Origin of the sequence: Sphingobium sp. CCH11-B1, from assembly GCF_001556865.1 — a bacterium.
Taxonomy (GTDB): domain Bacteria; phylum Pseudomonadota; class Alphaproteobacteria; order Sphingomonadales; family Sphingomonadaceae; genus Sphingobium.
Map to the genome: position 1 here is coordinate 1 of NZ_LSJY01000108.1, position 12,838 is coordinate 12,838.

General features: G+C 64.5%; 12 protein-coding genes, 1 tRNA gene and 1 riboswitch. Of the genes, 5 read left to right on the top strand and 8 right to left on the bottom strand.

The features are described from left to right. Positions 1–165: 165 nt before the first annotated feature. Positions 166–240: transfer RNA gene (locus AX724_RS11385), tRNA-Thr, on the bottom strand. A 113-nt stretch (positions 241–353) separates the two neighbouring features. On the opposite strand from AX724_RS11385, the gene AX724_RS24730 reads away from it, so the two are divergent. After that, entirely contained in the window at positions 354–479 is a 126-nt protein-coding gene (locus AX724_RS24730) for a hypothetical protein (RefSeq protein ID WP_269454152.1), read from the top strand. A gap of 3 nt (positions 480–482) precedes the next feature. On the opposite strand, the gene AX724_RS11390 is transcribed toward AX724_RS24730, so the two are convergent. Further along, entirely contained in the window at positions 483–2,264 is a 1,782-nt protein-coding gene (locus AX724_RS11390) for an aminopeptidase P family protein (RefSeq protein WP_066766364.1), read from the bottom strand. Between the two features lie 111 nt (positions 2,265–2,375). On the opposite strand from AX724_RS11390, the gene AX724_RS11395 reads away from it, so the two are divergent. Together AX724_RS11395 and AX724_RS11400 are read left to right on the top strand one after the other, a co-directional pair. After that, positions 2,376–4,436, top strand: coding sequence for a S9 family peptidase (locus AX724_RS11395; protein WP_066766366.1), 2,061 nt, complete (start codon positions 2,376–2,378; stop codon positions 4,434–4,436). Next, positions 4,436–4,837 carry an acyl-CoA thioesterase gene (locus AX724_RS11400; protein WP_066766368.1) on the top strand — a complete coding sequence of 134 codons (402 nt, stop codon included), beginning with the start codon at positions 4,436–4,438 and terminating at the stop codon, positions 4,835–4,837. The genes AX724_RS11395 and AX724_RS11400 overlap by 1 nt, the downstream gene beginning before the upstream one ends. Positions 4,838–4,880: 43 nt before the next feature. On the opposite strand, the gene AX724_RS11405 is transcribed toward AX724_RS11400, so the two are convergent. The 6 genes from AX724_RS11405 to thiC all read right to left on the bottom strand — a co-directional run bounded on the left by AX724_RS11405 (position 4,881) and on the right by thiC (position 10,218). Then, entirely contained in the window at positions 4,881–6,728 is a 1,848-nt protein-coding gene (locus tag AX724_RS11405) for an ABCB family ABC transporter ATP-binding protein/permease (protein ID WP_066766371.1), read from the bottom strand. 174 nt (positions 6,729–6,902) lie between these two features. Further along, entirely contained in the window at positions 6,903–7,214 is a 312-nt protein-coding gene (locus AX724_RS11410) for a hypothetical protein (protein ID WP_066766373.1), read from the bottom strand. A gap of 39 nt (positions 7,215–7,253) precedes the next feature. Next, complete coding sequence (locus AX724_RS11415; protein WP_066766376.1) at positions 7,254–7,646, bottom strand: type II toxin-antitoxin system death-on-curing family toxin; 393 nt, start codon at positions 7,644–7,646, stop codon at positions 7,254–7,256. Beyond that, positions 7,646–7,873 (bottom strand): AbrB/MazE/SpoVT family DNA-binding domain-containing protein, encoded by a 228-nt coding sequence (locus AX724_RS11420; protein ID WP_066766378.1) that lies wholly within the window; start codon positions 7,871–7,873, stop codon positions 7,646–7,648. Before AX724_RS11420 ends, AX724_RS11415 begins: the two co-directional genes overlap by 1 nt. A 32-nt stretch (positions 7,874–7,905) precedes the next feature. Then, on the bottom strand, positions 7,906–8,202 hold the full coding sequence (locus AX724_RS24950; RefSeq protein WP_443018704.1) for a ferredoxin: 297 nt from the start codon (positions 8,200–8,202) through the stop codon (positions 7,906–7,908). Between the two features lie 81 nt (positions 8,203–8,283). Continuing rightward, on the bottom strand, positions 8,284–10,218 hold the full coding sequence (gene thiC, locus AX724_RS11425) for a phosphomethylpyrimidine synthase ThiC (protein WP_066766380.1): 1,935 nt from the start codon (positions 10,216–10,218) through the stop codon (positions 8,284–8,286). A gap of 39 nt (positions 10,219–10,257) precedes the next feature. Next, a riboswitch (TPP riboswitch) is annotated at positions 10,258–10,368 on the bottom strand. Between thiC and AX724_RS11430 the strand changes: the two genes are divergently transcribed. Both AX724_RS11430 and AX724_RS11435 read left to right on the top strand, forming a co-directional pair. Then, positions 10,361–10,696 (top strand): hypothetical protein, encoded by a 336-nt coding sequence (locus tag AX724_RS11430; protein WP_331711442.1) that lies wholly within the window; start codon positions 10,361–10,363, stop codon positions 10,694–10,696. (Overlaps the previous riboswitch by 8 nt.) A 4-nt stretch (positions 10,697–10,700) precedes the next feature. After that, positions 10,701–12,803 carry a prolyl oligopeptidase family serine peptidase gene (locus AX724_RS11435; protein ID WP_066766382.1) on the top strand — a complete coding sequence of 701 codons (2,103 nt, stop codon included), beginning with the start codon at positions 10,701–10,703 and terminating at the stop codon, positions 12,801–12,803. The last annotated feature ends 35 nt before the right edge of the window (positions 12,804–12,838 follow it).

The following is a 12,838-nucleotide window of genomic DNA, read 5'->3' on the forward strand; positions in this document are numbered from 1 at the left end:
ATCGGCGCAGAGCGACAGCCTACCTCTGACTGCCGCCAATCTTTGCAACAGAGCCAGCCAGATAGCCAACATACCGTTGTCCAAAGCGTAAGCCGCCAAGGGAGCGAAGTGAGCGGACTGACGCTCCTCAAAAGGGAGAATAACCCGCCATGTCATTGAAGAAAATGGTGCTGCCGGTGAGGATTGAACTCACGACCTCAGCCTTACCAAGGATGCGCTCTACCACTGAGCTACGGCAGCACTCTTTTCAATTCCGGGGCGCGATGCGCTGCGGAGGCCGGGCCTATGACCGCCCCGCCGCGCGATGTCAAGGCGGGTTGCGGCCGCGCGCGCATTTTGCTTATGCGGCGAGCATGAGCGAAACCCAGGACGAGAAAAAGGCGAGGCTGGCCCAGGCGTTGCGCGACAATCTTCGCCGCCGCAAGGCTCAGGCGAGAGAGGGCATAGCGCCCCCTCCCGCCCAAAAAGGCAAGGATTAGGCGTTAGAGCGGAGCGCAGGCAGCCTTCAGCCAGGCAAGCGCCTCATCCTCCAGCTGTGGGCCGACAACCGTAAGGACCGCGGCATGATAGGCGTCGACCCAGGCGCGCTCCTCTGGGCTTAACAGCTCAGTGACGATCAGGGCGCGATCGATGGGGGCAAAGGTCAGCGTCTCGAAGCCGAGCATTTCCTTTTCGGCCCCCTCAATCGCGCGCTCCACGACCAGCACCAGATTTTCCACCCGGATGCCATATTCGCCAGTCTTGTAGTAGCCTGGCTCGTTGGACAGGATCATGCCGGGCACCAACGGTTCGTCCCCGCCGCCGAAGGTGGCGATGCGCTGCGGTCCTTCATGCACCGACAGGAAGCTGCCGACGCCGTGCCCGGTGCCATGGGCATAATCCAGCCCTTCGGCCCACAGATACTGACGGGCGAGCACATCGAGCTGACCGCCGCGCGTTCCTTTGGGGAACAGCGCGCGGGCAAGGGCGATATGCCCCTTCAGCACCAGGGTGAAGCGGTGCTTCATCTCGTTGGTCGGGGTGCCGACCGCGATGGTGCGGGTGACGTCCGTCGTTCCGTCGCGATACTGGCCCCCGGAGTCGACGAGGTAGAGAGTGCCGGTTTCGATCGGCCGATTGGTGCTTTCCTCCACGCGATAATGGACGACAGCGCCGTTGGGGCCGGCCCCGCTGATCGTGTCGAAGGACAGGTCCTCCAGCAGTCCCGTATCCTTGCGGAACGCCTCCAGACGATCGGAAGCGGAGAGTTCGGTCAGACCGCCCTTTGGCGCTTCGACCGATATCCAGTGGAGGAAGCGGCTCAAGGCAGCGCCATCCCTCGCCTGGGCCGCCTTGTGGCCGGCAATTTCCGTATCGTTCTTGACCGCCTTGGGCAGCACGGCAGGATCGCGAAGCGGCAATATCTTCGCGCCACCGGCGTCCAGCGCTTCGAAGATCGCGGCAACGGCGCGCTCGGGATCGGCGATCACCGTCTTGCCCCCCAGTTCCGCCAAGGCGTCGGCAAAGGCGGAGCGGTCATGGACCCGGACGCCATTGCCAAGATGCTTGGCGACTGTCTCGTCCATCTTCTCCGGCGCGACGTAGAGATCGGCGGTGGCGTCGGCATGAACGATGGCATAGGCCAGCGCGACGGGCGTGCGGTCGACATCCTTGCCGCGGATGTTGAAGGTCCAGGCAATGGAATCGAGCGCGGACAGGATCGCGGCATCGGCCTTTTTCGTCGTCAGCCAATCCGCCATCTCGGCCCGTTTCTGCGCTGCGCTTCGCCCGGCGAAACGGTCGTCATGGACCACCAGCCGCGCGCTGCTCGGCGCCGGGCGGTCCGGCCAGATCGCATCCACCGGATTGGTGTCCACTGCGACCAGATCAGCGCCTTTTTCCGCCAGCGCCTCGCTCGCCTGCTTCACCCACGCGCGCGTATGGAGCCAGGGATCGTAGCCGATGCGCGCGCCTTGGACCGCATGGTCCTTCAGCCAGGCGGCGATCGACGTCTGGGGCACGCTTTCATATTGCCAGTGGGTTCCATCCACCTGCTCGCGCACCTGGAGCGTGTAGCGACCGTCGACGAAGATCGCCGCTTCCTCCGGCAGCACCACGGCGCTGCCTGCGGATCCCTGAAAGCCCGTCAGCCAGGCGAGCCGCTGGGCGTAGGCGCCGACATATTCGCTCATATGCTCGTCGGTCAGCGGCACCACGAAGCCGTCGAGCTTCTGGCGCACCAGCTGCGCGCGCAAAGCCATCAGGCGATCTTCATAACTGGACATTGAACTTTCCTTGGATCATTCCGGCCACTTGCACCGGCCGCAAAGTCGACAACATAGAGGGGCGGGCGCGCTTATGCCAGCGCTCCCCACCGTCTGGACCATGGATAGTTAATGACCGATCAAAGCTCGCCGCCTATCGCCGAACGTCGCCCCCACAGCTTTACCCGTCATGGCATCACTGTCGACGATCCCTGGGCATGGCTGCGCGATCCCGGCTATCCGGAGGTCGAGGACAAGGACGTTCTCGCCTATCTGGAGGCGGAGAACGCCTGGTTCGAAGCGGCGATGGCGGCGCGCAAGCCGCTGGTCGAAAGCCTGTTCCAGGAGATGAAGGGGCGCATCAAGGAAGATGACAGCTCCGTGCCCCAGAAGGATGGGGACTACATCTATTGGCGAGCGTTCGAGGCCGGCGCCCAATATCGCAAATGGTATCGAAAACCCGTCGCGGGCGGCGCGGACCAGTTGATCCTCGACGAGCCCGCTCTGGCCGAGGGGCATGACTATTTCCGCCTGGGCGCCATGTCGGTCAGCCCCGACGGGCGCTACCTCGCCTACGCGATCGACACTGACGGATCGGAACGGTTCGAAGCCCGGATCAAGGACCTGACCACAGGAGAGATCCTGACCGAAGTCATCCCCGACACGCTGTCGTCGCTGGTCTGGACGTCCGACAGCAAGGGGCTGCTCTACGGCCTGGCCAACGAAAATTGGCGGACGGACAATGCGCGGCTGCACTGGCTGGGCCAGGATGTCGCAAGCGACGTCGAACTGTTTCATGAGGATGACGAGGGTTTCCGCGTTTCGATCGGCCTCACCTCCTCGGAAAAATGGATCGTGATCGCGACCGGCGACCATGTGACCAGCGAAGCCTGGCTGGTGCCCGCCGACGATCCGACCGCAACCCCGCTGCTCGTCGCCCGGCGGCAGCCAGGCCGCGAATATGATGTCGATGAACATGAAGGCACGCTCTACATCCGCACCAACGACATCCATCCCAACTTCCGGCTGGTGAAGGCGTCGCTCGACGCGCCCGACCGATGGGAGGAGGTGATCGCGCCCGACGCGCATTTTTACCTGACCGACTTCACCCTGTTCAAGGGCTTCTACGTCACCGAAGGGCGGCAGGACGGGCTCGACCAGATCGAGCTGCGTGATTATGCGACGCACGGAGCGAAGCGCATTCCCTTCCCGGAGGCGAGCTATTCGGCGAGCCTTGACGACAATCCCGAATATGACGTGACCAAGCTCCGCATCGGCTATGAGTCGATGGTCACCCCGGACACCATCTACGACTATCATCTGGAAACCGGCGCGCTTGAAGAGCTCAAGGTCCAGGAGATCCCCTCGGGCTATGACGCGAGCCGCTACGCGACGGAGCGGCTGATGATCCCGGCGCGGGACGGGACGGAGATACCCGTGTCGATCGTCTATCCGAAGGATTTGGCGCGTGACGGCAGCGCGCCGCTCCATCTCTACGGCTATGGCGCCTACGGTATCGCGATGGAGCCGGGCTTTTCGACCAGCCGGCTCTCGCTGCTCGACCGTGGCTTCGCGTTCGCGCTCGCGCATATCCGGGGCGGCGACGATCTGGGCCAGCAATGGTATCTTGATGGGAAGCTCGACAAGCGCGCCAACACCTTCACCGACTTCGTCGATGTGGCAAAGGGGCTGATCGAGCGCGGCTATACCGCCAAGGGCCGGATCAGCATTTCGGGCGGATCGGCGGGCGGCGAACTGATGGGCGCGGTCATCAACTCCGATCCCGATCTTTGGGGCGCGGTCGTCGCGCATGTCCCCTTCGTCGATGTGCTCAATACCATGCTGGACGAAAGCCTGCCGCTGACGCCGGGCGAATGGCCCGAATGGGGCAATCCGATCGAGGACGAGGCAGCGTTCCGCACCATCCTGTCCTACGACCCCTATAGCAATGTCACCGCGCAGGATTATCCGCCGCTGCTGGTGACAGCCGGACTCAACGATCCGCGGGTCACCTATTGGGAGCCGGCCAAATGGGTGGCGAAACTGCGCGCGGCCAAGACGGACGGCAACATGCTGCTGCTCAAGACCAATATGGGTGCCGGGCATGGCGGAAAGTCCGGACGCTTTGAAAGCCTGCGCGAAACGGCCGAGGAATTCGCGTTCATCCTGTGGCAATTGGGCATGGCCAGCTGATGGCCTTTTCCTTCGCCCGGCAGATTACCGCGCGCCCCGAGCATATCGACGTGCTTGGCCATGTGAACAATGCGGTCTGGGTGCAATGGATGGAGCAGATATCGGTCGAGCACTGGATGCAGGACGCCGATCCGGCTCATGTCGAAGCCTATATCTGGGTCGTGACGCGGCATGAAATCGACTATCGCGGCAATGTGACGGCGGGAGAGACGGTGACCGGCCGCACCTGGATACCCGATCCGCCGCGCGGTGCGCGGTTCGACCGGATGATCGAATTCACCGGGCCGGACGGCAAGGTGAAAGTGTCCGCGCGCTCGACCTGGGCGATGATCGACAAGGAAAGCGGGCGATTGACGCGTATTCCTCCTGATGTGGCAGCGCCCTTTCTGAACCTCGGTTAAAACGCCTTGGTACTGATGCGCGGACGCCCTTCCTGCCCTGTCGTCAGGAGGGCGTCACGACGTCGAACATGTCTTCTATCCCCGCCTCGCTCCGCATGTCGGCCCGTTCCGCCGCCTGGCGCGCCCACATGGCGGCGTAGAGACCATCGGCCCGCACCAGATCCGCATGACGGCCGCGCTCGACGATCCGCCCCTGATCCAGCACGATGATCTCGTCCGCGTCCACGACGGTGGACAGGCGATGCGCGACCACCAAGGTCGTCCGTTTCCGGCTGATGTCACGCAGCACCGTCTGGATTTCGGTTTCGGTGCGGCTGTCCAAGGCGCTGGTGGCTTCGTCCAGCACCAGCACCGGCGGGTCTTTGAGCAAGGTGCGGGCGATGGCGACGCGCTGCTTCTCGCCGCCCGAAAGCTTGAGGCCCCGTTCGCCCACGCGCGTGTCATACCCCTGCGGCAGGCTCATGATGAAGTCGTGGATCTGCGCCGCCCGCGCCGCCGCCTCGATCTCCTGCTGGGTCGCGCCCTGCCGGCCATAAGCGATGTTGTAGCCGACCGTGTCGTTGAACAGCACCATATCCTGCGGCACGATGCCGATGGCGGCGCGCAGCGACGCTTGGGTCACGCCAGCGATATCCTGCCCGTCGATCGTCACCCGGCCGCCCTGGATGTCGTAGAAGCGGAACAGGATGCGGGCGATGGTGGACTTGCCAGCGCCCGACGGGCCGACGATGGCCAGCGTCCTGCCAGCAGGCACCGCGAAGCTGACGCCGTGGAGGATTTCCCGTTCGGGATCGTAGCCGAAATGCACATCCTCGAACCGCACCGCGCCGCCTGACACCTTGAGCGCGGGCGCGCCGGGCAGGTCGGCGATCTCCGCCTGGGTATCAATGAGCTTGTACATCGCCTCCATGTCGATGAGGCCCTGGCGGATGGTGCGATAGACCATGCCGAGGAGGTCGAGCGGTCGGAAAAGCTGGGAGAGCAGCGTGTTCACCAGCACCACGTCGCCGGTCGAGAATTGCCCCCGGCTCCAGCCCCAGACGGTATAGGCCATCGCGCCCGCCATCATCAGGTTGGTGATGAGCGACTGGCCGATATTGAGCCAGGCAAGGCTGTTCTCGCTCTTGACCGCCGCCTGCGCGTAGCGGCGCATTGCGGTGCCGTAGCGATCCGCCTCCCGCTGTTCCGCGCCGAAATATTTGACCGTTTCGAAGTTCAGCAGGCTGTCGACCGCATGGGCGACGGCATTGGTGTCCATGTCCACCATGTCGCGGCGCAGCTGGTTGCGCCATTCGGTGACGGTGCGGGTGAACCAGATGTAGGCGGCCACCATCGCCAGCGTGGCAATGACGATCTCTACCCCGAACTTCACGAGGAAGATGGCGCAGACCGCGACCAGTTCCAGCACCGTGGGTGCGATGTTGAAGAGCAGGAAATAGAGCATCGTGTCGATGCTCTTCGTGCCGCGCTCGACGATCTTCGTGACTGCGCCGGTGCGCCGGTCGAGATGGAAGCGCAGCGACAGGCGGTGGAGGTGGACGAAGACGTCGTTCGACAGGCGGCGGCCGGCTTCCTGCCCCACCCTTTCGAAGATGGCGTTGCGGAGGTTGTCGAAGAGGACGCCGCCGAAGCGCGCCCCGGCATAGGCGGCGACCAGCGCCATGGCGAGGCCGGCAGCGGGTTCCAGACCCGGCGCCATCCGGTCCACCGCGCCCTTGTAGGCGAAGGGCATGAGGAGCGTCACCGTCTTCGCCAGCACAACGAAGACCATGGCCAGCGTGACCCGGCGGCGCAGCGCCGGGGCGTCCGCCGGCCAGAGATAGGGCAGGAAGCGGCGAAGCGTCTGCCAGACTGGCGGCAACGGCGTGGCATCGGGAGAGGAAGGCGGCATCGGCCCCATGTAGGGATTTGCGTCGTCCGTTACAGCAGCGTTTTTAAGGAAGCGCGACAAGGCCGATGCGGATTTCCTGCGAAGTTCACACCGTTGTGCACGCATTTCCGCCGAAAACACCTGCTTCGCGTCCGCGACGCGCTCGCCACGCCTCACCAACGCGCTCGCGAAGCCTCATCGAAGCGTCCCGTCCTTCCTGCATCGCTCGACGATGGCGGCCGCCATGGCCTCCTGCGCGAGCGGATGGGCGCGGTAATAGTCGTGTATCCGCAGCGCCTCGTCCCAATTGGCGTCGAATTCCGTGCCTTTGAGGCGGCCGCGCAAGCGATGCGCGCTGGATGGCGACATGCCGACGGCACGCGCGGCGGCGCGCACGCTGCCCGTCTGCATCAGCGCGGCGACGAACCGGGCCTGGAGGGCGGGCGTCCAATGGCCGCGTTTGGCGGACCGGGGACGGGGCGGATTGGGGGATGGGGTCTGTTCCATCCAACAGGGTGGATCAGAAGAGACGCGAATAGGAAAGGGTCAGGGGACCAGATGCCGGCGGAACCAGTCGGCAAGTTCTTCTTCGGAGAGGGTGCCGGCGGCGAGTTCGAGGAAGGCGACCACCAGTTCGGCGTCGGTTGCGGTAAGGCTAAAGCCGTTCAGCAACAGGAAGGTTTCGCTGACCACCGCCGCGATTCGCTTGTTGCCGTCGACAAAGGGATGGTTGCGTGCGAGGCCGTATGCATAGGCGGCAGCCAGCGCCGCAGCGTCGGGATCGCCATAATGGGCAAGCTGCTGCGGGCGCGCCATGGCGCTTTCGAACAGGCCCTTGTCGCGCAGCGCGTCGCCACCACCGCCATGTTCGGCAATCTGTTCGGCATGGGCGGCCAAGGCGACGGCCGGCGTCACCCACACCCAATCTTCCTGCGCCATTATTTGGCCAGTTCGCGCAGCGCCCGCTTGCGCCGCGCCATGACTTCGCGCGCAACCGCCATCTGCGCGTCAAAGTCCGGCTCGGCGGCAGAAAGCTCCACGCCGCGTGGGGTGAGGACGACGGAGAGGGTATCGCCGGTGGCGGCGTTAAGATGCGCCAGCAGCTCCTTGGGCAGGATGACACCCGCGCTGTTGCCGATCTTCGTGATCTTGAGGGGCATGTTCATACGCGGGTTATAACAGGCTCGACTCCGACAAGTCAATTCTGGTCGATCTGGTCCCCAAACCCTGCTTCACGGAGCCTTTGTCCCCAATCTGGACGGCAATTCCGGGCCCGAATGCAATCAACCTCGCCCACATGCATCGCATCCATCATCCGGGCAAATTCGTCCTCGGTTTCAGGTTGTCGCGCCACGTAGCAATGGGAATCGCTGCCATCAGCGAGCCAAGCCAATAGATCTGGCGCAACGTCCTCCCAGACGCCGCAACTGATGCAACAGCCATCCTCGACGTAGAAGGTGCCCGGAACATTGGCGGGGTGGGGCGGACGGGGCACGTAAGCGGATGCCTCCGCCTTTGGCGGGGTGAACCGCCGGAGCAGCCCACCCAACCAACGCGCAATCAAAGCACGCGCATGTTAGTCATGCTCCCTGTCCCCGGCCCCCATATACAGCTCGCTGCCCTTTTCCTTGAACAGGCGGCTCATCTCCTCCATGCCCTTGAGCGCGGCGGCGCGGCTCGCTTCGGCCACTTCCGCGCCAGTGAGGCCGGCTTCGAGGAAACCGTCCGCCGGTTGATTCTTCTTCGCGGCGAAGTCGCGCACTTCCTGCGTGATCTTCATCGAGCAGAATTTGGGGCCGCACATGGAGCAGAAATGCGCGGTCTTCGCGCCTTCGGCCGGGAGCGTCTGGTCGTGATATTGTTCGGCCGTGTCGGGGTCCAATGACAGGTTGAACTGGTCGCGCCAGCGGAATTCGAAGCGGGCGCGGGATAGCGCGTCGTCGCGGACCTTGGCGGCGGGGTGGCCCTTGGCCAGGTCGGCGGCATGAGCGGCGAGCTTGTAGGTGACGACCCCGACCTTCACGTCATCGCGGTCGGGCAAGCCCAGATGCTCCTTGGGCGTGACGTAGCAGAGCATCGCCGTGCCGTACCAGCCGATCTGCGCCGCGCCGATGGCGCTGGTGATATGGTCGTAACCGGGCGCGATGTCGGTGGTGAGCGGCCCCAGCGTATAGAAGGGCGCTTCGCCGCAGACCTGGAGCTGCTTTTCCATATTCTCCTTGATCTTGTGCATGGGCACATGGCCCGGCCCTTCGATCATCACCTGAACATCCTGTTTCCAGGCGCGGTGGGTCAGTTCGCCCAGCGTGTAGAGTTCGGAGAATTGCGCTTCGTCATTGGCGTCGGCGATGGAGCCGGGGCGCAGGCCGTCGCCAAGGCTGTAGGCGATGTCATAGGCCTTCATGATCTCCGTGATCTCGTCGAAATGCTCGTAGAGGAAGCTTTCCCTGTGATGGGCGAGGCACCATTTCGCCATGATCGATCCGCCGCGCGAGACGATGCCGGTGACGCGCTTGGCCGCCATCGGGATGTAGGCGAGGCGGACGCCCGCATGGATGGTGAAATAATCGACGCCCTGTTCCGCCTGCTCGATGAGGGTGTCGCGGAAGATGTCCCAGCTCAGGTCTTCGGCGATGCCGCCGACCTTTTCCAGCGCCTGATAGATGGGGACGGTGCCGATCGGGACCGGCGAGTTGCGCAATATCCATTCGCGCGTGTCGTGGATGTTGCGGCCGGTGGAGAGGTCCATCACCGTGTCCGCGCCCCAGCGGATCGACCAGACCAGCTTGTCGACTTCGGTCGCGACATCGGACGCGACCGCCGAATTGCCGATATTGGCGTTGATCTTCACCAGGAAATTGCGGCCGATCGCCATCGGCTCGGATTCGGGATGGTTGATGTTGGACGGAATGATGGCGCGGCCGCGCGCCACTTCGTCGCGGACGAATTCGGGCGTCACATAGTCGGGGATGGAGGCGCCGAAGCTCTCGCCGTCGCGGACATATTCGGCCAAGCGCGCGCGGCCGAGATTTTCGCGTGTCGCGACATATTCCATTTCCGGCGTGATGATGCCGCGGCGGGCATAGTGCATCTGGCTGACATTCGCGCCGGCCTTGGCGCGCAGCGGCTGGCGGACGACGTTGGGAAAGGGCTGGACGCGTCCGTTTCTGGATTCCGTCACGGTCGAGACTGTGCCGGTGGCTGTGCGGTCCGGCCCTTTCAGGCCATTATCCTCCGGCTTCACCGCGCGGGCGTCATAGGCTTCGACATCGCCGCGGCCCATGATCCAGTCGCGGCGCAGCGCAGGAAGGCCCGCCATGATGTCGATGCGCGCCTGCGGATCGGTATAGGGGCCGGACGTGTCATAGACGCGAACGGGCAGCTCGCCGCTCGAGGGTTCCAGGTCGATTTCCCGCATGGCGACGCGGAGCGGACCGACATGGATCTTGCGCGATCCACGGATCGGGCCAGTGGTGACGCGCATTTCGGTGCGGGCGGGGACATCTGCCATGGGGAAATTCTCCTTGCGGCGGAGAGAGAGTGCGGGCGGTGTAAAGGCGCGCTCCCTCCCTACGCCAGTGTCAGCTGGATCAGGTTCAGCGGGTCGCAGCCACATCAGCCGCCTCTCAACCGTCTGTGGACGGTCCCCCGGGGTGCTGGACAGGATAGGGGCGAAGCGGCACAAGGTCCAGCATCTTATGTTCGACATGCCGCCGCCCGATCTCACCACCAAGGCGGGCCGAAAGGCCTTTCGCCATGAAATGCGCATGGTGGCGGTGCGGCCACGGCGCTGGGGGTTGTGGCTGCTGACCGCCGGCTTTGTGCTGCTGCTCGCGCCATCGGCCTTTGACGTGCATGCGATCTTTGGCTGGTCGCCCAGCGTGATCGGGACCCTGCTGATGCTGGCGGCGTTACCCCTGCTGACCGTGGGCGCGCTGCGGCGAAGGGCCTATATGCGGGGACGGACGGGGCGCCGGAAAGGGGAATGACGATATGAAGAAGAGGATTTTCGCCTTGGTTTCCGCTGCCCTCCTGACTGGCGCCGGCGCGCCCGATCCCACCGTTTCGGCGGACGATCCGTTCGTGTGGCTGGAAGACTGGACCGGGCCGCGCGCGATGCAGTGGGTGGAGGCGGAGAACAAGGCGACGCTGGCCGCGTTCGAGGGCGATCGCCGTTATGCCGGCTATTATAAGGACGCGCTCGCCATCGCGTCGGCCAAGGACCGGATCGCCATGCCGATGCTGATCCATGGGCGCGTCTATAATTTCTGGCGCGATGCCGATCATCCGCAGGGCATATGGCGCTGGACGACAGAGGCGGACTACGCGACCGCCGCGCCGCGATGGACCACGGTGCTGGACCTCGATGCCCTGTCCAAGGCCGAGGGCAAGAAATGGGTATGGAAGGGGGCGAGCATCCTCGACCCCGAGGAGCGGCTTGCGCTGCTCAACCTGTCGGACGGCGGCGAGGACGCGGTGACGCTGCGCGAGTTCGACCTGGAGGCGGGGCAGTTCGTGAAGGGCGGCTTCGACGTGCCCACCTCCAAGCAGAATGAGGCGTGGCTGGACGGCGACACGCTGCTGCTGGCGCGGGACTGGGGCGAGGGGACGATGACGAAGTCGGGCTATCCCTTCGTCGTCAAGGCGCTGAAGCGCGGCCAGCCCTTGTCGGCGGCGCAGGAAGTCTATCGCGGGGCGGCGAGCGATCAGGTGGGCGTCTATCCCAGCATCGTGTCGGACGGAGCGGGCAACCGCGCCGCCATCCTCTACCGGGGCGTCACCTTCTTCACCAACGAAACGTCATTGGTGACGCCGCAGGGCGTCAAGAAGCTGCCGCTGCCCGCCAAGAGCAATGTGCAGGGCATGGTGGACGGACAGGTGCTGATCCAGACCAGCCAGGAGTGGACGAGCGGCGGCGTCACCGTGCCGAGCGGCGCGCTGGCGGCGGTGCCGCTCAAGGCGCTGCAGTCGGGCGAGACGCTGAGGCCCCAGATCCTGTTCGCACCGACGCCGCGCCAGTCGATCGACAGCGTGTCGGCGACGAAGGACCATGTCATCCTGGCCTACAACGACAATGTGCGCGGACGGGTGATGGTGCTGACGCCCGGAACCGGCGGATGGACGAGCAAGGCCGTGGCCTTGCCCGATAATGCGACGATCGGCATCGCCACCGCGACCGACAAGAGCGACAAGGCCTATCTGTCGGTCGCGGGATTCCTGGCGCCGACGACGCTCTGGTCGCTGGACGCCGCGAACCCCGATCCGGTGCAGGTGAAGGCCATGCCCGCACGGTTCGACGCGAGCGGCCTGGTGGTCGAGCAGCATGAAGCGACATCCACCGACGGGACGAAGATCCCCTATTTCATCGTCCATGCCAGGACCATGAAGAAGGATGGGTCCACGCCCACCATCATGACCGCCTATGGCGGGTTCGAGGTGCCGATGACGCCCAGCTACGCCGCGATCACCGGCAAGCTGTGGCTGGAACGGGGCAACAGCTTCGTCCTTGCCAACATTCGCGGCGGCGGCGAGTTCGGCCCGGCCTGGCACGAGGCGGGGCTGAAGACGAAGCGGCAGATCATCTATGACGATTTCGCCGCCGTGGCGAAGGACATTTTTGCCCGCAAACTGTCTTCGCCCGCCAAATTCGGCATCTATGGCGGGTCCAATGGCGGGTTGCTGATGGGGGTGGAGTTCAACCAGCATCCCGACCTCTGGAACGCGGTGACGATCCAGGTGCCCTTGCTGGACATGATCCGCTACGAACAGATTGCGGCCGGCGCGTCCTGGGTGGATGAATATGGCAGCGTGTCGGTGCCGGAGGAGAAGGCGTTCCTCGAAAAGATTTCGCCCTACGCCAATATCCGCAAGGGCGTGAATTATCCCCCGCCCTATATCTGGACCACCACCAAGGATGACCGGGTGGGGCCGCAACATGCGCGCAAGTTCGCCGCGCGCCTCAAGGACTATGGCATTCCCTATTATTTCTACGAGGACACCGCCGGCGGCCATTCGGGCGATGCCGACATCGCTCAGGGGGCGCGGCTGCAGGCGATGCAGATGGTCTATTTCAGCCAGCGGCTGGAGGGGAAATAGCGGTCTATGCGACCCGGCGGCGGTCGGTGAGCTGA